Raw genomic sequence first — 21,416 nt, 5'->3', positions numbered from 1 at the left:
CACATTTGACTATAACTTAGATATAAACTTTGTCCAAAACCAATTAATCCTTCAACATGGATATTAAACAAATTCAGGACCTTATTCGCTTTGTTTCCAAATCGGGCGTGAACGAAGTATCAATCGAGCAAAAAGATTTTAAGATCACTATAAAAACCAACGAGGTGCAACCTACAGTGGTTCATGCCACTATTCCGGCAGTTACGCAACCTGTTACACAGGCATTGCCATCTGCTCCGGCTCCTGCGCCTGTTGAGCCTGCTGCACCGGCTGCTCCGGATACATCGAAATACATTACCGTTAAATCGCCTATGATCGGGACTTTTTACCGCTCATCAAGCCCGGATAAACCTATGTTTGTTAATGTTGGCGATGAAATCAAACCAGGTTCTGTAGTATGTATCATTGAAGCTATGAAACTGTTCAATGAAATTGAATCAGAAGTTTCGGGCCGTGTGGTAAAAATCCTTGTTGATAACGCCTCCCCTGTAGAGTACGATCAACCCCTGTTTTTAGTGGAACCAGTTTAATTGTTAAGTTGATTAAGTGAATGGTTGATTAGGTGAGTGGTTTTACTGCTTTAAAATCAGCCTTTCATTGTTTAAGCTTATTAAGTGTTTGATAACCTAATCAATCACTTAACTCAATCAACCATTAACTAACATATACTTATGTTTAAAAAAATATTAATAGCTAACCGTGGCGAAATCGCCCTTCGTATTATCCGTACTTGTAAAGAAATGGGTATTAAAACGGTAGCTGTATATTCTACTGCAGATCGCGATAGCCTTCACGTTCGTTTTGCCGACGAAGCTGTTTGTATTGGCCCGCCGCCAAGCCGCGATTCTTATTTAAATATTCCTAATATCATCTCGGCTGCCGAACTAACCAATGCAGATGCGATCCATCCAGGTTACGGTTTCCTGTCTGAAAATGCTAAATTTTCGGCCATTTGCGCTGAGTATGGTATCAAATTTATCGGTGCTACTGCCGAGCAGATCAACCAGATGGGTGATAAAGCTTCGGCCAAAGATACCATGAAAAAAGCCGGTGTGCCTATTGTTCCCGGATCTGATGGTCTGCTTGCCGATGTAAAATCGGGTATTGCTATCGCCAATAAAATAGGTTACCCTGTTATATTAAAAGCAACTGCCGGCGGTGGTGGCCGTGGTATGCGTATTGTTTGGAAAGACGAAGAGTTTGAGAACGCCTGGGACTCGGCCCGTGCCGAATCAGGTGCAGCCTTTGGTAACGATGGCTTATACCTTGAAAAGTATGTTCAGGACCCGCGCCACATCGAAATTCAGGTTGTGGGCGATCAGTTTGGCAAAGTATGCCACCTTTCTGAACGTGACTGCTCTATCCAGCGCCGTCACCAGAAACTGGTTGAGGAATCACCTTCCCCTTTCATGACCGAAAAACTCCGTAAAAAGATGGGTGAGGCAGCTATTAAAGGCGCCAAAGCTGTTAAATATGAAGGTGCCGGCACTGTAGAGTTTTTGGTTGATAAAGACCGCAACTTCTACTTTATGGAGATGAACACCCGCATCCAGGTAGAACACCCGGTTACCGAAGAGGTGATCAACTTCGACCTGATCAAAGAGCAAATTAAAGTAGCTGCAGGAATCCCTATCTCTGGTAAAAACTACGAGCCAACAATGCATGCCATTGAATGCCGTATCAATGCCGAAGATCCGTTTAACGGTTTCCGTCCGTCACCGGGTAAAATAACCAACTTCCACTCTCCTGGTGGCCATGGTGTACGTATTGATACACACGTGTATACAGGCTATGTTATCCCGCCAAACTACGACTCGATGATTGCCAAGGTAATTTGCGTGGCCCAAACACGCGATGAGGCTTTGAGCACCATGGAGCGTGCGTTGAGCGAATTTGTGATAGAAGGCGTGAAAACTACAATTCCATTCCATTTAAAATTATTGAAGGATCCTAACTTCCGTGCTGGTAACTTTACCACCAAGTTTATGGATACATTTGAATTATAAAAATAAATTCAAACTATCTTCATACTATAAAACGTATTTAGCACTATAGCGTTGATACAGCGGTATATATTACAATGAGCGAGAACAAGATCATCAAGGCCATAAAGGATAAAGGTAAAACGTTAGAGGCAGAAATGTCGTTCTTTGATCACCTCGAAGCCTTGAGATGGCACCTCGTAAGAGCTTCGGTAGCAATTGTAATATTTACCGCTGTTGTTTTTTACTACTACGACTGGATCTTTGATACCATTATCATGGGGCCCAGCAAGTCAACCTTCTGGACTTACAGGATGCTTTGCAAAATTGGCGCCGCCCTGCACCGTGATGGTTTTTGTATTGACAAAGTAAACATCAAGCTCATTAATACCGAAATGGCGGGCCAGTTTACCCTGCAAATCAACTCGGCATTAATTATCGGTATCACATTGGGCGTCCCATATCTGATATGGGAAATCTGGCGGTTTATCAAGCCGGCCCTGCATGACGCCGAGCGTAAAGCCGCTACCGGCTTTGTGTTTTATGCCTGTGTGCTTTTCTTTTTAGGGATCACTTTTGGTTACTTCGTGATTACACCGATGTCTATTAATTTCCTGTCGAGTTATACGGTGAGTGCGGCTATCCAAAATTTATTTGATATCGATTCTTATATCTCGTCGGTAGCTACCCTTACCCTGGCTACAGGCGTTGTTTTCCAATTGCCTATCATCGTGTATATATTGGCCAACCTGGGTGTCATGACACCTAAGTTCATGAAAGAAACCCGCCGTTACGCTATTGTAGTGATCCTGATCATAGCCGCCGTGGTTACCCCTACTCCTGATATGCTTACGATGACCGTAGTTAGTATCCCGCTGTTTGTTTTGTACGAGGTTAGTATAGTTGTAGCCGGTCTTGTTGAAAAACGGAGGATTAAAAAAGAACAGGAGTTAGATAAAGCGTAATTGCCTTCTTTAAACCGGCAGCATGCTTTTTTAGTGAATGAAAACTACAAAAAAGGCGAGATTCGCATATTTTTCGGGTAAGTATTTCCTTTTTTAAGCAATTACAAACTGGCCGGTTTATAACAAAAAACTTACCTTTAACAAGCGATAAAACGTTATACTTTTGATAAATGAAGCAAGGATTAAAAATAGCTATCGGTTCGGACCACGCCGGGTATGATTACAAAAAAATTTTAACAGAGGCGCTGTCTTCTGTCGAAGTAAAAGATTTCGGCACCTATTCATCCGAATCGGTTGATTATCCTGATTTTGCACATCCTGTAGCCAATGCAGTTGAAAGCGGTGAGTGTGACCTGGGGATCCTGATTTGCGGCGCCGCCAATGGCGTTGCCATAACTGCCAACAAACACCAGGGCATTCGTGCAGCCATTTGCTGGAAAGAAGAAATAGCGGTACTGGCCCGCAGCCACAACAACGCCAATATAGTTTGCGTACCTGCCCGCTTTGTTACCCCCGAAGAAGCGAAGGCTATAGTAACTACATTTTTAAATACTGAATTTGAAGGCGGCAGGCATGCTAACCGTGTAGAAAAGATAGCCTGCATGTAATTAGGTTAAAGGGAAAAGGCGAAAGGTTAAAGGTTTTTTATCTCTTCGTTTATTTTGCAAAATGCAGCTGCCTTTTGCCTTTCACCTTTGCCCTTTAACCTCAAAAAAAGAACTATTAACTAAAAGAATGAATAAATTACCACTATTGCTCATCGCGCTGGCTTCGGCAACGACAGCCTGTGCCCAGCAGAATGCCACGGCAATGAAATATGCCGGGCTGATAACTGCTGAAGATGCGAAAAAGCACCTGAGCATCCTGGCTTCGGATGCCTTTGAAGGCCGGGAAACAGGTAAACCCGGCGCCGAAAAAGCCGCTAACTATATAGCCGGCGAGTTTAAAAAATTAGGGCTTCAGGCTCCTGTTAACGGATCGTACTTTTTTGATGTTCCTCTTACCGAAAATGCGTTAAAAGTAACAGCATTCACCGTTAACGGCAAATCATTTGAGTACGGTACCGATTTTTATTTAGGAGGTGCGTTCCCTGATAAAAGTACATCTGTAAGTGATATCGTTTTTGTTGGCTACGGTACCGATGCCGAAATAGGCAGCACTGATCTGGCGGGTAAAATTATACTTTGGATCAACGAAGATAAGCCCGAAGCAGGAGCAACACCAAATACCAGCTATCGCATGAGCAATGCGCGTATGAAGGTTGTAAAAAACTTACAAAGCAAAAATCCCGCTATCATATTAGCTGCTAACCCGGGTATTGCAGCTGCACTGGCCCGCTTTGGAAAAAGCGTAACAAGTCCGCGGTTAACTATTAAAGATGACGCAGCTAAACCGGCAAATACCAATGCCCCTGTATTTAACATCACAGCTGCATTAGCCGACGAACTGGTAAAACCAACCGGTAAAACTTATGATGATCTTAAATCTGCTTCTGCTGCAGCAGCAGTTACCCCTGCTACTGTTATAAAAGATAATGTAGTTATAAACTACGCAACTACTAAAAAAGATGTAAAAGCAGTTGACGTATTAGGTTACATGCCTGGTACCGATCTGAAAGATGAAGTATTGATCTTTTCAGCACACTATGATCATATCGGTTTAAACCCCGATGAAAAAGCAAAAGATAAAGTGAACAACGGCGCCGACGATGATGGCTCGGGTACTACCGGCATTTTGGAAATTGCCCGCGCTTTTGCTAAAGCTAAAAAAGACGGTCACGGCCCCCGTCGCAGCATCCTGTTTTTAGGTAACGTTGGCGAAGAAAAAGGTTTATTGGGCTCTGAATATTATTCAGACCATCCTGTATTTCCATTGGCTAACACCATTACCGATTTAAATATTGACATGATTGGTCGCGTTGGTGAAGAATACATCGGCAAACCCGATTCTGCAAATTATGTATACCCCATCGGCTCGGCCATGCTGAGCAAGGAACTGCATGAAATTGGTGAAAATGCCAATAACACTTACACCAAGTTAAAGCTTGATTACAAGTATGACGATCCAAATGATCCAAACAGGTTTTACTACCGCAGCGATCATTATAATTTCGCAAAACATGGCGTACCAATCATCTTCTACTTCAACGGTGTACACGCTGATTACCACCAGCCGGGCGACGAAGTAAGCAAGATCAATTTCCCGCTGCTGGCCAAACGCGCTCAACTGGTATTTTACACCGGATGGGAGCTTGCCAACCGCGATAAACGCCCTGTAGTGGATGCAGCGGCTGCCGGAGGGAAATAGTGAGTGGTTGATTGGGAGAGTGGTTCTCTCAATAAAATAAAACACAAAAGGCGCACAATATGCGCCTTTTGTGTTTTATAAATAACTGCCGCGGGTTTAGCGCAGCGCAACCCGTGGGTTGTATCGGTTAAGTTTTCAACTTAACCACTGAAGCTGAAAGCTTCAATTATTTAGAACCACGGGTTACGCTGCGCTAAACCCGCGGCAATGAGAAGCTTTTAAAACTTTCTAACATGTTATCTGTTCAAAAACAACCACTCACATAATCAACTAAATCAACCACTCACCCAAAAAATAAAACAAAAATCCTACTTTCGCATATATGGGAGCAACCGCTGAAGAATTTTTGGTAAAATCGGAGGAGAAGGCTTTTGATGCCGATCACCGTCGCATCATCAACTTCAATATTGACCGGTACAATACAGCGGTATCGCGGGGCCTTTCGCGCATTATCAATTTAGATAATGCCAAAAAGAAAGGTCATGTGCTTAAATGGAAGGTGATGGAAAACCTGGATAAGTTCCTACCCGAATTTGAGGCCAATTTTCAGAAACGAGGCGGCAGGGTGATCTGGGCTAACGACGTAGAAGAGGCCCAGCGTGAGATCCTGAACATCATCAAAAAGGCCAACGCCAAAACTGTGGTGAAATCCAAATCGATGGTTACCGAAGAAATTCACCTGAACGAGTTTTTAGAGAGCAATCAAATAGAATCGCTTGAAACCGATCTGGGTGAATATATAGTGCAGCTGTTGGGCCAAAAGCCATACCATATTGTTACCCCGGCTATGCACCTGAGCAAGGAGGATATCGCTAAACTTTTCCACGAAAAGTTTGGTACCCCTGTTGATGCCACGCCCGAACAGATTACACTGAAAGCACGCGAGCTGCTTCGCGAAAAATATGTACAGGCAGATGTGGGTATTACCGGCGCTAATTTCCTACTGGCGGATACCGGCAGCATCGCCATCAGCGAAAATGAAGGCAACGCACGCCTTTGCACTACGTTCCCCAAAATTCATATCGCTATTATTGGTATTGAGAAGATCATCCCTTCCATTACCGATCTGGACTTGTTTTGGCCAATGCTATCTACTCATGGCACCGGGCAAAACCTTACCGTTTACAATACTATATTAAGTGGTCCGCGCCGGCCGGATGAAACCGACGGGCCTGAAGAAATGTACGTAGTGCTGCTGGATAATGGCCGCACCAACCTGCTGGCAAAAAAAGACCAGCGGCAAGGCCTTTACTGCATCCGTTGCGGGGCTTGCCTTAACGGTTGCCCCATTTATAAAAACATTGGAGGCCACACTTATGCCACCACTTACAGTGGCCCGATAGGCTCTATTATTACCCCGCATACCCAGGGGATGGAAAATTTCAAACACCTGAGCTATGCTTCAAGCCTGTGCGGTAAATGTACCGAGGTTTGCCCGGTTAAGATCGACATCCATAAAATGTTGCTCCTTAACCGCCGCGATGCGGTGAACGAAAACCTGGTTACCAATAAAGAACGCTGGGGCTGGGCTATCTGGAAAAAAGGAATGCTTAAACGCAAACTTACCGATTTTTTTGGCGGAGGCATGAAAAACTTCCTGCTTAAAACCTTCTTTAAACGTACCTGGGGCCATTTACGCGAGATGCCGCATGTAGCTGATAAATCATTTAGCAAGCAATGGCAGGAAATGAACAACACACCCGAAGAATAATGCTATGCGTAAAATAATTTTAAACGTAGCTGTTAGTCTCGACAGCTATATTGAGGGACCTAATGGTGAGTACGACTGGTGCTTTGACGACCAGGATTATGGCCTTACCGACTTTTTTAAAGCCTGTGACGCCATCTTCATCGGGCGCAAAAGTTATGAGCTGATCATGCGTACCGATCCAAAAATGTTTGCCGCCATGAAAATTTATGTGTTTTCGGATACACTTCATGATCCCCAAGCTGATAATGATGAAATAATAAGGTCTGCTGATTTTAAAAGCAGGATCGAAGAAATCAGGAGCCAGGAAGGACGCGATATCTGGTTGTTTGGCGGGGCAGAACTTGTTGAAGCGTTTATCAAAAAAAATCTAATCTCCGAATTATTACTATCAGTGCACCCGGTAATTTTAGGTAGTGGAAAACCCCTTTTTACAAATATAAAAGAACGCATTAACCTGGTATTGCTTGGTGCCGAACAATTTTCAAGCGGACTTATTCAACTCAGGTATATCGTCAAACCGTAGTTCAAATCTGTAATTACTTGAAAGTTAAAGGCCTATATGCCTGCTCTGCGCTTAGTTGCCCTATCCTACTTCAATAACCACAAAATCTTTTTGCATCCGTTTCACCTGCTCGGCCATGCGTTTAATAAACAGGTAATTTGCCGTACCGCCAATAACCGCGCCTACAACCGGAACCAGGCGTTCGGCAGTGCGGGTGCCTAATATCATCAGCATCCTTTCGGCAATGCCTTTCATCATGGATTTGGTGATAGCCACGCCGGCTTCCACCCTTACTGATGTTGCTACTAACGACATAAAATCGTCGAAACCATTATCATACGTGCCCCGATAATAATACATAATGCCCATAATAGCCCTAAACTGCTGGGTGATCAAATTGATGAAATCAAATGGGATCCCTGCTACGAGGGTAAACATCCCCCCGCTGCCTGCCATAGCCCCCGAACCTGCTGCAAGACAAGCGCACTGGTTAATAAAACCTTCGAGGCCGAGTTTATCAACGCCGTTTTTTATTTTAAGCTGATCGATACCTTCAAATATTTTCCTAAACCCCATATGGGCAAGGCTTTCGGTATGCAACCGGATATCATTACCTATTTTATTGAATTTGATGAGTTTCATTGTTTATTAATTATTGGCGGTTATTACACCGCTGTACTATTAACAATAGATCCATCTGCGTGTTTGTAAATTTGGCGGAAACAGAACAATAAGTTTTAAGGGATAGCTAAACCATATTTTTCATCCTGGTCGGGATGGTTACTATAGAGGCAAGCTTATTCAGGTGGAATGATTTTCTGAAATTGCGAGAAACTAACCTTGAAGGGTAATTAATTTAACCTATATGTTTCCTTAAGTTTTCAATTGCCCCAACGGGTACTGCCAGTTCGCCTAATTCGGCTATCACAACCTCGGGGCCGGGTAAAAACAGTGCCATGGTATTAGCCCGGATAACCTCTTGTACGCGAATCCGCAAAGGCTCACCCAATAAAGATAACCCGCCGCCCAACACTATCATATCAGGGTGAAAAAGATGTACGGCGTGTGATAAGCCGAAGCCCAGGTCGGCAGCGGTATCATTCAATATTTTCAGCGCATCTGCATCTCCCTGTTCCAAAGCAGTTAGTAACATTTTGGCCTCGCCTCCATTTATGCCCGCACAAAGTTTGGCCAGCTCACTATCAGGCTTTTGAGCTATTACTGTACGAATCTTTTTGTCAACCGCCCAGCCCGAGCAGCTATCTTCAAGCGTAAGGCCTTCCCGGTTAAGGCGGATGTGCCCTATTTCCGCTTCCCCGGGTTTTGCCCCGTGATAAATTTGGCCGTTAATGACCATTCCGGCACCTGCACCACTGCCAAGAGTTACATAAAATACATGTTCATAGTTACGCCCTGCCCCTTTTAATGCCTCGCCAAGGGCAGCTGCATTAGCATCATTCTCCAAAATAACCGGTACATTAACCTGCTGCTGCAACCAGCCCGAAATGTTAAATCCGTCCCAGCCGCTTAACTGGTGCGATTTAGCAATGCAGCCCGTCTCCCTGTCAACCGGTCCGCCAAAACCGATGCTTATACCTTTAATGATATACTCTTTTGAAATATTGGTGATGGTTTGGGCAATATGCTCCCTGATCCCTGCGGCACCCAACCCTCTGTCTACCGCAAAACGAAATGTCCTGTTGATAATAAAACTATCATCGGCCAAAACTATTTGCAGTTTGGTTCCGCCTATTTCAATACCTATATAGCAATTTTGCATGGTTAAAATATCCGGCTCTTAAAGTCTTGCTTCTATTATCTCGTTGTCTTGCTTCTAACTTCTCTACTTCCACTTAAAACTTTTAATCATCACCGCCATGTCCTGCTTTATAAAACTAAGCACAGGTTGTATGGAGTCGAGCCGGGGTTCGGTGTTAAAATATAGCGCTCCCCGTATATAATTATGCACACTATCCGTAAGGAAAAACTGCGCCGATGAAGCGGCATTGCCGTCTATAGTATAGTAAATGCCATAAACTTTTTTATCAGCATAATGGATGATGCCTTCGTCAATGGATGTGGCTTTTACGGTATGCTTAAAGGCGAAGGTGCGGGCATCCTCCACCAGTTGGTTAAACTCTTTTTTTGAGGTGATGGGCTGATAGCTTAAATGCAGTGTGGCATTAAACCGCGGGAACTGCATGTTTATCCAGCAAGGTTTGGCACCTCGCTTTTTATCCGGTTCTATAAAGGCGTATTTGGGATATGTAAAAGCATACGGGCAACCGGCAGCATAACCCTGGTATTCCTTTTTTGGGAACGCTATGCGATAGTAGCCGCGGGGCTTGGGTGCGTATTCATGATTGCCGCCGCATGCAGCCAAAAACAATAGCACTGCTGCCAGTAAACTTACATACTTCATGGATGTTTCTCCTTTGAGTTCCAGATCTCCCATGATTTTTCGGCCTGTAAAACCAGCATTTCATAGCCATTTTTAGTTACCGCGCCGCGCTCGCGGCCGTGTTTTAAAAACAGGGTTTCTTCGGGATTATAGATCAGGTCGTACAAAATATGATTTTCGCCAATAAAATCATAAGGTATAGGCGGGCATTCATCAATATTAGGATGGGTACCCAAAGGAGTTGTATTGATGATAAGTTTGTGCTGTAAGATATGGTGTGGCTGAAGATCTTTAAACAGAATATTATCCGCATGGTGTGTTGGCTTGCGGGTAACAACTTTATAGGTGATACCTAAATTTTCCAGTACACATTTTACTGCTTTTGCGGCACCTCCATCTCCTAAAACCAGGGCGTCATCATTGCCATCGCCAATTAAAGGCTTTAATGATTCCTCAAACCCATAAATATCGGTATTATAGCCTTCCAGTCTGAAATCATGGTCTTTAACCCCTATCTCGCCCGAAAATGCGGCTTCAATCGGGCTTTCGGCAGTCACCCTGATACAGTTTACGGCGCCGGCTGTACGGGCGTCATGCTCTATCCAATCTAAAAAAGGCAGCACGTTTATTTTATGAGGAATGGTTACATTAAGGCCGCAAATATCCGGATGCTCATCAAGCAGGTCCTGCAGGTCCTTGATATGCTCAATAGGGTAAAGATCATAGCGTGCATCTGTAATCCCTTCGTTTTTGAACTTTTCGGTAAAAAACTTTTTTGAAAATGAATGAGAGAGCGGAAAACCAATTAGCCCGTAGTGTTTCATGGTCAATTTTATAACGATATCAGCTGCTAAAGTAATCAATTATAGCTTAAGCTGACATAGGTTTAATGGTGTAATATTAACAGCAAAACTGGCAGTTTTAACTATTGATTTAAAACGGGTAAGCTGAAAAAACTTTGCATAAAAATTGTTTATAAGGAGATTTATTTCAAATTAAGGCAATTCCGGGCGCCGATAAAATTGTAATTTGGGCTTCAATATCATGACCCCTATTACAATTTACCCTATTCATCTTTTCCGAAGGATCATCCCTTTTTGTGTTATCATTTTATGCAGCTTTGCTGCACTGGCTCAAAGTCAATCCCGGCCCGCTAAAGAACCTGTATTAAAAATGCTCCGCAGCATGAAAAGTCCGGATTCGGCAGCTGTGCTTACAAAAAAGCTGATCGATTCGGCCAGGAAAAACAACAATAAACCATTTGAAGCGCGGGTATTGCTGGCCCGGGCTTACCAGGCTTATGGAATAGGTAATGAACATGATGCTTTAACGTTTGGCCGTGAAGCTACCAAATTGACAACCCCGGCCGATTCACTTACTTATGAAAAAGCACCAATAATGGTAGCCTACATGCTCAGTCGCGAGGCCAAAACGGTTGAAGCCTTAAACGTTGCTTTTAAAATACTGAAAGAGTGCGATAACAGGGGATGGAAAAGTTTGAGTATAGACTGTCGGGCTTGTATTGCCGATATTTATCGATCTATAGGTAACCCTAAACAAGCCCTGCCTTATGCTGAGCAAGCTTCAAAAGATGCATTGAGCATAAAAGATACAGCTTCTTATATTTTTGCGCTGAGTAACCTATCCAACATCCTTTCCGAACGGAGTATATCGTCGCCTGGTAACCTGGTAAAAGCTACCCGGCTAATGGAACAGGTACTTGATAAAAAGTATGCTCATTTTCTTTCAGATTTTAGCATAGCCCGTTACCAGGGTAATCTGGGCCGGCTTTACCTCATGACCAACCAGGATAAAAAGGCTGAGGAGATCCTGATGAAATCACTGGAATTATCCCGCAAAGGCGAGTTCAAAACTCTCGAAAAGCATAACCTTAACGAACTTATGACAATGTATGTTGATCATAAGGAGTTTAAAAAGGCCGCGCGCTACGGGGAAATGGCGGTTAGTATCCAACCCGAATCACAAAGTAACATCACCGTACAAAAAAACATCTATAATCATTTAACCGATGCATATGAAGGTATTGGCGATTATAAAAACGCTTTTAAGTATAGTTATCTGTACCGGCGGCTTAATGACAGCATCAATCAGCTCGATAAAGCAAGGGATGCTTCCGAACTTGATAAAAAATACCAGGCCGATAAACGGTTATTAATAGCCGCCGGTGAAACTAAGCTGGTTGAGGTACAACGGAATTTTTTAATTGTGCTTGCGCTGTTTATAGTAATAGCATCCATTATCAGTTATCGTTGGTTTATTCTTAAAAAGAAAAGAGAGACGGCTTTACTGGCCGAAGAACATAGTCAACTGGAAAAAATGGATGCTATGAAAACACGCTTTTTTGCAAACATAAGTCATGAATTACGCACCCCATTAACACTCATCATGGGGCCGGCGGTTCAGCTCCTGGCTTTTACTAATTATGAAGATGAACAGCGTAACATGCTGCATTCGATATTGCGCAATAGCAAAAAGCTACTCAATATGACCAACGAATTGCTTGATCTTGGCAAGTTGGAAGCGGGGAAATTAGCATTACAACCCAAGCCCGTTGCATTATTATCATTTGTGAAGATACTATACCAGGGTTTTGTATCGGCCGCTGAATATAAACAAATCGATTACAGATTGCTCAACTTCATTGATCCGGCGCTTTTTGTTTTGCTCGATCAGGAAAAGTTTGAAAAAATAGCTAATAACCTCATCAGTAATGCCATTAAGTTTACGCCTTATGCAGGTACTATAACCATTACTGCTGATATAAAGCTGCAAATGATTGAGTTTGGAGTAGCCAATACCGGTGTGGGGGTTCATCCGGATGATCTGCCCAATATTTTTGACCGTTATTACCAGGGCAGGGGTAATAACGCGCCCTTAGAAGGCGGCACAGGCATAGGCCTTGCTATAGCGCGTGAACTTGCAGAACTGATGGGCGGGCATATTGCAGTTGATAATAATTGGGGAAAGGGTGTGTTTTTTAAGATCGTTATCCCGCTTAAGGCAACTGAAAAGCCGGCAACTGAAGTGTCCGGAACAGAAGCCATAATTGTTTCGCACGGTAAAACCGGGGGGAAAGACACTAACGGGGAACTTATTATGCTGGTTGAAGACCATCATGAAATGGCTGCTTATATTGCAGATATTTTACGGCCGCAATATCAGCTCATCACTGCCGGCAATGGCCTCGCAGCACTAAAAAAACTGCAGGATATGCCGGTAATGCCCAGCCTGATCATATCAGATGTGATGATGCCCGAAATGGACGGCTTTACCCTGCTTGAAACCCTGAAGCAAAGCCCGGCTTACTGCAACATCCCGGTGATCATGCTCACCGCACTGGCCAATACACGGCATAAGCTTAAAGCGCTTCATATTGGTGTTGATGATTATCTTACCAAACCATTTTTAAGCAGTGAATTGCTTGCACGCGCTGTCAATCTTATTAATAACGCAGCCGCCCGCTCCGGGGCTACCATTCCCGATGATGATGAGCTGATTACAGGAACCAACGATCTGCAGATTGAACAACCGGCAGAAAACCCGGGCTTGAAACTTTCGCCTGCCGATTTATCCTGGCTTGCGGAATTGGAAGCCCAGGTACGAAAACATACCGGCAAAACCGATCTTACCCTTGCCGCACTGAGCTATGAACTGGCGATCAGTGAGCGGCAATTGTTTCGCCGCATAAAATCAATTACCGGACTTACGCCTAATAAATACATCCGCGCCATTAAATTACAAATAGCACGCGAAGCTATCGAAAGCGGAAAGTACCGCACCATTGCTGAAGTGTCATATGCCGCGGGGTTTGATACACCTGCATACTTTGGCAAATTGTTTAAGGAACATTATGGCCGCGACGTTAACGAGCTACTTTAAACAATCCAGCCGGTTATCATTGTCTTTTTAATTTCAGAAATCTTTAACTGACAGGAGGCTTTTTAAGCAAATGGCGGTTTTATAAAGCTAAATGGCAGTTTTATTATATCGCTTTTAGGCAGCTTTGTGAGATACAATCACCCCCTAATATAATGACTGTGACTTTTAATGAGGATAATCTCCGTACCCTTAACAGCCAAACCGATACAATACCAACTATCGGCAAAGCGCCTGATGCAATATGCCCAAGATGCAAAAATAAATTTTGCGACCGGATCAAAAGAGGTGCTATTGTTAAACTGTTGCTTCCCCGGCTTGCAGTAAAGCGCTATCGCTGCAGCAGGTGCTCAAACAGGTTTTATAAACGCGGATAAATTTATTTAAGCATCTACCTTTTATTTTTATTTAAGCATCTACCTTTTATTTTTTAGGATAGCAAGAGAAATCAGCTTTTCAACTTAAACCTGAATTATGCCTGATTTTAATTGTGCTTTGCCGGTTTACTTTCGGGTAGCCGGCATTGTTTTTTAAGAAGGCACCTCATCTTATATCCCATAAGGCGGAACGCGTTATTCCATTGATGCCTGCATATCCCGCCAACAAAAAAGCCCGCCAGTTATCCCGGCGAGCCTTCTTCATTAAAAGTAAGATTTTAAATAACCTTATTCAATAACACTTAGTTTAAGCGTGTTGGTTTTACCTTGCTTAATAATAGGTGTAGACGCTGTATTAATAACGATATCGCCGGCTTTGATCAGGTTTTCGGCCTTCAGTATATCATTAACATCAGCAATGGTTTGATCGGTACTTTCCAGCTGATCATAGTAAAACGCTCTTACACCCCATACAAGGCTAAGTGCATTTAACAATTGCTTGTTTGATGTAAAGATATATGTACTGGCTTTAGGCCTGTGGCTTGATATTTCAAACGCTGTATAACCCGAGGTGGTCATAGAAACGATACCTACCGCGTTGCTTTGTTCAGCAATGTGTACTGCAGATTCACAAAGCGCATCACTTAGGAAGTATGGAGATGACGGGTCCTTAACTACTGCTTCTTTAGGGGCGTTAAAAGGGTAGCCGAACTCTTCAACATTGCGTACAATTTTGGCCATAGTTTCAATAACAATAACCGGGAACTCACCAACTGATGTTTCGCCGCTTAACATAACCGCATCGGCACCATCAAGTACAGAGTTGGCAACGTCATTCACTTCGGCACGGGTTGGGCGTGGTGTGGTGATCATTGACTCCAGCATCTGGGTAGCTACGATAACCGGTTTTGAAGCAGCGCGACATTTACGGGCGATCATTTTTTGCAGTAATGGCACTTCTTCAAGCGGCATTTCAACACCAAGATCACCACGGGCAACCATTACACCATCTGTAGCAGCAATAATGGCATCAATATTTTCAATAGCTTCCGGCTTTTCAACTTTGGCAATTACCTTAGCCGCCGAACCGTTGCGTGCTATAATACGTTTCAGGTCAATGATATCCTCACCTGTGCGAACAAAAGAAAGACCGATCCATTCAACATCCTGTTTAAGGGCAAATTCAAGGTTGATCAAATCTTCTTCGGTTAAGCTTGGGATAGACACTTTGGTGTTAGGCAGGTTAACCCCCTTGCGTGACGTTAAGATACCGCCGTGAACAACCTCACATATAACTGTATCAATTTTGTTGGTTTCAATAACCCTTAACTGCAGTTTGCCGTCATCAAGCAAAATAATTTCGTTTGCCTGTACGTCCTGTGGGAAGGTATCATAAGTAATATAGATCTGCTCATCGTTACCAATGCACTCGTGAGTGGTAATTTTAATGTGCGTTCCGTTAACTAAATGAATACCGCCGTCCTTTACCAGTCCGATGCGAATCTTAGGGCCCTGTAAATCGGCCAGGATACCTACGTTGGTTTTGTATTGCTCGTTAATTTCACGGATAAGATCGATCACTACCTTATGATCTTCAGGCTTACCGTGCGAAAAATTAAGACGGCAAACGTTGACACCTGCCTTGATCATCGCTAATAAAACATCCTTTTTAGCTGATGCCGGCCCCATGGTGGCAACAATTTTTGTACGATTATAGTATAGTTCCATATTATTCGGGTTAAAACTGGAGGGTATTTAATGATTGTAAAACCAACATCTTTTTAAATTCGGCGCTAAAATAAAAGATTTTCCCGTGATTTTATTTTTTTTGGGTCAATCTTTACAGCTGCAACTATCTCTGGTATTTTATTAAGCGATGAAATGATCGTATCAAGCTCATTATCATCTATATAGTTACGGATCATTAAAAAATAGTCGGCACTTTTTATTTCAGGCACCAGGTAGCCATCTGAACCTTTATTGCCTATAAAGAAGAAGTCTGTTTCGGTGGTTTCCCAGCTGTAACGGTATAATGAAAACAAAACAGGTTCGCTCCCGGGGTAAATATCTACTTCCAGGTCATCGGTTTTTACGAAATTAAAATTCAAGTACTTGTTTATAAGAAAACAAACCCGGTAATCTTTAAGTGAGCTTGTTACTGCAATGAGCACAAAATCAAAATCGATCTCAAACTTTAAAAATTTCCTGTTCAAAATCATTACTTTTACGCCGTCAAAATTACTAATACAAACCGTTTCAATAAAATTTTGTTTAGAGATTTATATTGTAAAAGTTTTAGATTTGTTTATTGACAGAATTTATTTTTCTTTGCACTGAATTTTTATTAATCATTAAACTATAAAGACTATGTCTGATATCGCTTCAAGAGTAAAAGCTATTATCGTAGAAAAACTGGGTGTTGACGAAAGTGAAGTTACGCCAGAAGCGAGTTTCACCAACGATCTTGGTGCCGACTCGTTAGACACCGTGGAATTAATCATGGAGTTTGAAAAAGAATTTAACGTGGCTATTCCTGACGATCAGGCTGAAACTATTGGTACTGTTGGCCAGGCAGTTGCTTACCTTGAAAAAAACGTTAAATAAAACTCCTTAACTGGATTAAATGGAGTTTAAAAGAGTTGTAGTAACCGGGCTTGGAGCACTTACTCCTATTGGTAACACTGTTTCAGACTATTGGAACGGACTGATCAATGGAGTAAGTGGCGCTGCCTTGATCAAAAGTTTTGATACCGAAAAATTCAAAACTAAGTTCGCGTGCGAAGTAAAAGACTTTGACGCAGATGGTTTTTTGGGCCGTAAAGACGCCCGCAAATTGGATCCTTTTGTACAATACGCCTTATTTTCAACCGAAGAAGCCGTAAAAGACGCAGGATTAGATTTTTCAAAACTGGATACCAGCCGTATTGGCGTTATCTGGGGCTCGGGTATTGGGGGTTTAAAAACTTTCCTCGACGAGGTGACGGCCTTTGCCAAAGGTGATGGCTCTCCGCGTTTTAACCCGTTCTTCATCCCTAAAATGATTGCTGATATAGCCCCCGGCCATATATCTATTAAATATGGTTTGCGCGGCCCCAACTTCACTACTGTTTCGGCATGTGCTTCATCAAATAATTCCCTGATAGATTCATTTAACTACATCCGCTTAGGTAAAGCTAACATGTTCATCAGCGGTGGTTCTGAAGCCATTATCAACGAAGCTGGCATAGGTGGTTTTAACGCCATGCACGCGTTATCAACCCGTAACGATGATCCGGCAACGGCATCACGTCCGTTTGATCTGGACAGGGATGGTTTTGTGGCCGGTGAAGGAGCAGGTACTATTATTTTAGAGGAGTTAGAGCATGCAAAAGCCCGCGGCGCTAAAATATACGCCGAAATGGTGGGTGGCGGCATGAGCGCCGATGCCTATCACATGACAGCACCTCATCCCGATGGCTTAGGTGCCGCATTTGTAATGCGCGCAGCCCTCGAAGATGCTAACCTTAGCCCTGCCGATATTGATTATGTGAACGTTCACGGCACATCAACCCCAATCGGTGATCCGCAGGAAATTAAAGCAATACAGGATGTGTTTGGTGATGATATTTACCGTATCAACATTAGCTCTACCAAATCAATGACAGGCCATTTACTTGGTGCTGCCGGCGCGGTTGAAGCTATTGCATCGATACTGGCATTAAAAAATGGTATCATCCCTCCAACCATTAATCACTTTACTGATGATCCGGCTTTTGATCCTAAGATCAATTTCACTTTCAATACCGCTCAAAAACGCGATATTAATATAGTGCAAAGCAATGGATTTGGTTTTGGCGGACACAATGCTTCTGTAATATTTAAAAAGTACGAAGATTAATTGTGGTTTGATGCCTATAAGTCGGTTCTACAAGCTTTATATATCACCCAACAGAAAGTATGTTAAAATTTTAAAGAATTTGCTCGGTTTTGTGCCGGGCAATTTGTCTTTATATCGCATGGCTTTCCGTCATAAATCGGTAGCTCAAAACATCAAGAAAGGGGTGAAAAACAGTAACGAACGCCTGGAGTTTTTGGGCGATGCCGTACTGGGCAGTGTTGTTGCTGAAGTACTTTTTAAATTATACCCTTATGAAGATGAGGGCTTTTTGACCGAATTACGCTCAAAAATAGTAAGCCGGGTAAACCTTAATGCACTCGGAAAAAAACTTGGCTTTGATAAATTGATTGAGTACGACAACCGTATGCTTAACTCGAGCAGACAGGGGTCATTGCTTGGCGATGCATTTGAAGCCCTGATTGGCGCAGTTTATCTGGATAAAGGCTATGACTTTACCAAAAATTTCCTGATCAATCATATCATAAAACCTCATATTGATATTCATACGCTTGAGCAAACGGAAACTAACTTCAAAAGCAAGCTTATTGAATGGTGCCAGCGACATGGCCGCGATATTATTTTTGAACTGGTAACCAATCAGGACGGCGAAAGCACCAAGCTTTTCACTGTACAGGCCAATATAGATGGTGAAGTAATGGGATCGGGCAAAGAATTCAGTAAAAAGAACGCCGAAAAACTTGCCGCCGAAAAAGCATGCGAAGCCTTGGGCATCTGATTCAAAGTATTTTAACGATTAAAGCGGCAGTTTCTTTTCCTTTTTAAGTTCTACCGGCCCTTCACCCAATTTAACAGTTGAATCGGGCACGATGAATGTTGGACTGTTTAGCTTTTCGAGCTTTTCTTTATCACTGCTATTTTTATAATATTCATATGCCCGTATGGTGTGCTTTATCAGGTCATAATCAGTCCAGGCTTTGATATCCTTATAGGTAGGCGTATAATAATTCATGAACTTACGGGCAAGGCTATCGGTAGCCAGTCCGGTATATTGCTTCACAAATGGGATATTGTAATGTTTGTGAATTTCGGCCTGTTCCAATTCGCTTTGGGCGTTTTGAGCAAAGCGACGTGCGCGATTGGGAGTTGTTCCTAAAAGCTCGTAAAGGCCGGTTACTGGATTACTTAAAAAAGATAACGCGGGCGGCTTGCCATTATAATAAGTTCCCTGTTTCTTATAATCGTTTAACACCTGGTTTATCTCCTGCCTCTTGGTTTGGCCAACAACTTTTACCTCGTCAAGTTTTATAATGGGCTGCATGTAAACGGGCATGTCGCTATTGTTCAGTACCACTACTTTTTGAGGGGTATAGTCATCGCGGGAAAAAAGCAGGGTATCGCCAACACGTGTCTTTATGCTAAACCAGCCAACATCATCACTAAGTATCAATGTTTTGGTATTCAGATCTTTAACGAAAACCTGCCCCACGCGCTCGTTGGTTACCTTTTTTGAGATAACCCCTTTTACCGTAAACTCCTGGGCCGAAACATGAACGGTTATAAGGCATAGAACGCCTGTTACAAGCAGGTATAAATAGTTGCGCATCAGTGATAATTGAACGTAAATATAGGAAGTGTATTTTATTTGAAATGTGAAAAAGTGTTAAAGGGCTGCGCCCTGGTGGTTAGAGGTTAGAGAATGGAGGTTAGTTTTACTTTTTTTGAATGATAGATTCTCTCTAGTGAATTTATTTCAAATCCGAAATTTAACAGTGACCTAACCTCTAATCTCCGATCTCTAACCTCTAACTAAATTTGCTATCTTTGCGCATGATAAAATCCATGACAGGGTATGGAATTGCCAGTTTTGATTCGGGCAGTACGAAATATACCGTAGAGGTTAAATCCCTGAACAGCAAATTTTTAGAATTATCGCTTCGTTTGCCGAAGATTTTTGCCGAAAAAGAGTTTCAGCTGCGTAATGACTGCAGCAAACTTATCGAACGCGGTAAAGTTAATTTATCTATCAATACCGAGCAGGTAAGTCAATCAGTAAAAGCGGCAGGCATTGATAAAGATCTGCTCAAACATTATTACAACCAGCTAAAATCAGTAAGCGAAGAGCTCGGCGAGCCAACCGGCAACCTGCTTCAGCTGGCATTGGGCTTACCCGAAGTTGTTAAATACGAAGAAGATACCATATCCGAAGATGAGTGGAAAGCCGTTGAAAAAACTTTTCAGCAGGCGATGGCCGCTTTCCAGGACTTCAGGGCTCAGGAAGGTAATGTTATTGAACAGGAAATCAAAGGTCGTATCAATACCATATTAAAAAACCTTGAGCTTGTTGAACTGGAAGATCCAAAACGTGTTCCTTTGGTCCGCGAGCGCCTTAATACGTTTTTAGCCGAAGCCGCAAGCCGCGAAGCTATAGATCAAAACCGGTTTGAACAGGAACTGATCTACTATATCGATAAGCTTGATATTACCGAAGAAAAGGTAAGGCTGAAAGCGCATTGCGAATACTTTATCGAAACATTAAAAAACGCCGATGCAAACGGCAAAAAGCTGGGCTTCATTTCGCAGGAGATTGGCCGCGAGATCAATACATTAGGATCAAAAGCCAATGATGCCAACATCCAGAAACTGGTAGTAGGCATGAAAGAAGAGCTTGAAAAAATTAAAGAACAACTGTTAAACGTATTGTAAAGTTCATAGATGATGGTTCATAGTTCATGGATTACTTCCATTGCCCTATAACCAGCTATGAACCATGAACTAATGAACGATGACCAAAGAAGGTAAACTCATCATATTTTCGGCTCCCTCAGGTGCTGGTAAAACCACAATAGTACATCATTTGCTGGGGAAAATTCCTGATCTTGAATTTTCCATTTCGGCCACCACGCGTGAGCGCCGCGGCGATGAGGTGCATGAAAAAGATTACTATTTTATAAGCAAAGAAGAGTTTTTGCACCGCATTGCCAAAAAACAGTTTGTTGAATTTGAAGAGGTTTATACCGGTACTTTTTATGGCACGCTCCGTACTGAAATTGAGCGCATTTGGGCAAAAGGCAAAACAGTAATATTTGATATTGACGTTGAGGGTGGCCTTCACCTTAAACGCAAATACGGTCCCCAGGCTTTGGCTATATTTGTACAACCGCCATCGTTGGAGGTTTTAATTGAAAGGTTGACCGGCCGTGGCACCGATAGCGAAGAAAAACTAAAAGAACGCTTTGCTAAAGCAGAAAAAGAGCTTAAATACGCTCCGCAATTTGATATTATACTCAAAAATTACGATCTTGAAACGGCTTGCGCAGAAGCGGAGGAATTGGTGAGTAACTTTATTAGCCCCCCGGCCCCCTGAAGGGGGAGTGCAAAAAACTCATTTTGTACACCGGGAGCATTTAATCTACAAAACTTTTAATTTCCCCTTTAG

Annotated in this window: 20 protein-coding genes; 13 read left to right on the top strand and 7 right to left on the bottom strand. The window is 42.8% G+C overall.

Features of this window, described 5'->3' with window-relative positions; translation table 11 throughout:
- The first annotated feature begins 56 nt into the window (after window positions 1–56).
- The 7 genes from accB (at window position 57) to ACEN82_RS27440 (ending at window position 7,488) form a co-directional block, all read left to right on the top strand.
- The gene (gene accB / locus ACEN82_RS27470) at window positions 57–530 is read left to right on the top strand and encodes an acetyl-CoA carboxylase biotin carboxyl carrier protein (protein ID WP_176628829.1); all 474 of its coding nucleotides are present in this window, start codon (window positions 57–59) and stop codon (window positions 528–530) included.
- Between the two features lie 141 nt (window positions 531–671).
- On the top strand, window positions 672–2,006 hold the full coding sequence (gene accC, locus ACEN82_RS27465) for an acetyl-CoA carboxylase biotin carboxylase subunit (RefSeq protein WP_090534775.1): 1,335 nt from the start codon (window positions 672–674) through the stop codon (window positions 2,004–2,006).
- Between the two features lie 74 nt (window positions 2,007–2,080).
- Complete coding sequence (gene tatC, locus ACEN82_RS27460; RefSeq protein WP_090534774.1) at window positions 2,081–2,947, top strand: twin-arginine translocase subunit TatC; 867 nt, start codon at window positions 2,081–2,083, stop codon at window positions 2,945–2,947.
- Window positions 2,948–3,117: 170 nt separating this feature from the next.
- Entirely contained in the window at window positions 3,118–3,555 is a 438-nt protein-coding gene (gene rpiB, locus ACEN82_RS27455; RefSeq protein ID WP_090534772.1) for a ribose 5-phosphate isomerase B, read from the top strand.
- Between the two features lie 127 nt (window positions 3,556–3,682).
- Complete coding sequence (locus tag ACEN82_RS27450; protein ID WP_413321196.1) at window positions 3,683–5,254, top strand: M28 family peptidase; 1,572 nt, start codon at window positions 3,683–3,685, stop codon at window positions 5,252–5,254.
- A 322-nt stretch (window positions 5,255–5,576) separates the two neighbouring features.
- On the top strand, window positions 5,577–6,965 hold the full coding sequence (locus tag ACEN82_RS27445; RefSeq protein ID WP_413321197.1) for a LutB/LldF family L-lactate oxidation iron-sulfur protein: 1,389 nt from the start codon (window positions 5,577–5,579) through the stop codon (window positions 6,963–6,965).
- 4 nt (window positions 6,966–6,969) lie between these two features.
- On the top strand, window positions 6,970–7,488 hold the full coding sequence (locus ACEN82_RS27440; protein ID WP_413321198.1) for a dihydrofolate reductase family protein: 519 nt from the start codon (window positions 6,970–6,972) through the stop codon (window positions 7,486–7,488).
- A 60-nt stretch (window positions 7,489–7,548) separates the two neighbouring features.
- Here ACEN82_RS27440 and ACEN82_RS27435 read toward each other — a convergent pair whose 3' ends face one another.
- The 4 genes from ACEN82_RS27435 to ACEN82_RS27420 all read right to left on the bottom strand — a co-directional run bounded on the left by ACEN82_RS27435 (window position 7,549) and on the right by ACEN82_RS27420 (window position 10,692).
- A complete protein-coding gene (locus tag ACEN82_RS27435) occupies window positions 7,549–8,109 on the bottom strand; it encodes a hypothetical protein (protein WP_413321199.1) in 561 nt (186 codons plus the stop codon).
- 214 nt (window positions 8,110–8,323) lie between these two features.
- The gene (locus tag ACEN82_RS27430; protein WP_413321200.1) at window positions 8,324–9,247 is read right to left on the bottom strand and encodes an ROK family protein; all 924 of its coding nucleotides are present in this window, start codon (window positions 9,245–9,247) and stop codon (window positions 8,324–8,326) included.
- Between the two features lie 63 nt (window positions 9,248–9,310).
- Window positions 9,311–9,889, bottom strand: a complete 579-nt coding sequence (gene gldD, locus ACEN82_RS27425) for a gliding motility lipoprotein GldD (RefSeq protein ID WP_495644151.1) — start codon at window positions 9,887–9,889, stop codon at window positions 9,311–9,313.
- Complete coding sequence (locus ACEN82_RS27420; protein ID WP_091173039.1) at window positions 9,886–10,692, bottom strand: shikimate dehydrogenase family protein; 807 nt, start codon at window positions 10,690–10,692, stop codon at window positions 9,886–9,888. Before ACEN82_RS27420 ends, gldD begins: the two co-directional genes overlap by 4 nt.
- Before the next feature lie 220 nt (window positions 10,693–10,912).
- On the opposite strand from ACEN82_RS27420, the gene ACEN82_RS27415 reads away from it, so the two are divergent.
- Complete coding sequence (locus ACEN82_RS27415) at window positions 10,913–13,768, top strand: ATP-binding protein (RefSeq protein ID WP_413321202.1); 2,856 nt, start codon at window positions 10,913–10,915, stop codon at window positions 13,766–13,768.
- A gap of 662 nt (window positions 13,769–14,430) precedes the next feature.
- Here the strand turns inward: ACEN82_RS27415 and pyk are convergent.
- Together pyk and ACEN82_RS27405 are read right to left on the bottom strand one after the other, a co-directional pair.
- Window positions 14,431–15,870: a pyruvate kinase gene (gene pyk / locus ACEN82_RS27410; protein WP_413321203.1), complete on the bottom strand. Its 1,440-nt coding sequence runs from the start codon at window positions 15,868–15,870 to the stop codon at window positions 14,431–14,433.
- A 65-nt stretch (window positions 15,871–15,935) separates the two neighbouring features.
- Window positions 15,936–16,361 carry an IPExxxVDY family protein gene (locus ACEN82_RS27405; protein ID WP_229701770.1) on the bottom strand — a complete coding sequence of 142 codons (426 nt, stop codon included), beginning with the start codon at window positions 16,359–16,361 and terminating at the stop codon, window positions 15,936–15,938.
- A 148-nt stretch (window positions 16,362–16,509) separates the two neighbouring features.
- Here ACEN82_RS27405 and ACEN82_RS27400 point away from each other — a divergent pair, with 148 nt between their 5' ends.
- From ACEN82_RS27400 to rnc, 3 genes are read left to right on the top strand one after another with little or no spacing between them, the layout of a single operon-like run.
- Window positions 16,510–16,746, top strand: a complete 237-nt coding sequence (locus tag ACEN82_RS27400) for an acyl carrier protein (RefSeq protein WP_031266521.1) — start codon at window positions 16,510–16,512, stop codon at window positions 16,744–16,746.
- 19 nt (window positions 16,747–16,765) lie between these two features.
- The gene (fabF, locus tag ACEN82_RS27395) at window positions 16,766–18,019 is read left to right on the top strand and encodes a beta-ketoacyl-ACP synthase II (protein WP_090534755.1); all 1,254 of its coding nucleotides are present in this window, start codon (window positions 16,766–16,768) and stop codon (window positions 18,017–18,019) included.
- A gap of 10 nt (window positions 18,020–18,029) precedes the next feature.
- Window positions 18,030–18,755 carry a ribonuclease III gene (gene rnc, locus ACEN82_RS27390; protein WP_090534754.1) on the top strand — a complete coding sequence of 242 codons (726 nt, stop codon included), beginning with the start codon at window positions 18,030–18,032 and terminating at the stop codon, window positions 18,753–18,755.
- An 18-nt stretch (window positions 18,756–18,773) separates the two neighbouring features.
- On the opposite strand, the gene ACEN82_RS27385 is transcribed toward rnc, so the two are convergent.
- Window positions 18,774–19,583: a hypothetical protein gene (locus tag ACEN82_RS27385; protein WP_090534752.1), complete on the bottom strand. Its 810-nt coding sequence runs from the start codon at window positions 19,581–19,583 to the stop codon at window positions 18,774–18,776.
- 224 nt (window positions 19,584–19,807) lie between these two features.
- On the opposite strand from ACEN82_RS27385, the gene ACEN82_RS27380 reads away from it, so the two are divergent.
- Both ACEN82_RS27380 and gmk read left to right on the top strand, forming a co-directional pair.
- Window positions 19,808–20,683: a YicC/YloC family endoribonuclease gene (locus tag ACEN82_RS27380; protein ID WP_413321204.1), complete on the top strand. Its 876-nt coding sequence runs from the start codon at window positions 19,808–19,810 to the stop codon at window positions 20,681–20,683.
- A 79-nt stretch (window positions 20,684–20,762) separates the two neighbouring features.
- Window positions 20,763–21,344, top strand: coding sequence for a guanylate kinase (gene gmk / locus ACEN82_RS27375; RefSeq protein WP_090534749.1), 582 nt, complete (start codon window positions 20,763–20,765; stop codon window positions 21,342–21,344).
- Window positions 21,345–21,416: the final 72 nt, after the last annotated feature.

This window comes from Mucilaginibacter sp. Mucisp73, from assembly GCF_059491465.1.
The sequence above is the reverse complement of the archived record's forward strand: the minus strand, read 5'-3'. Positions and strand labels throughout refer to the sequence as shown.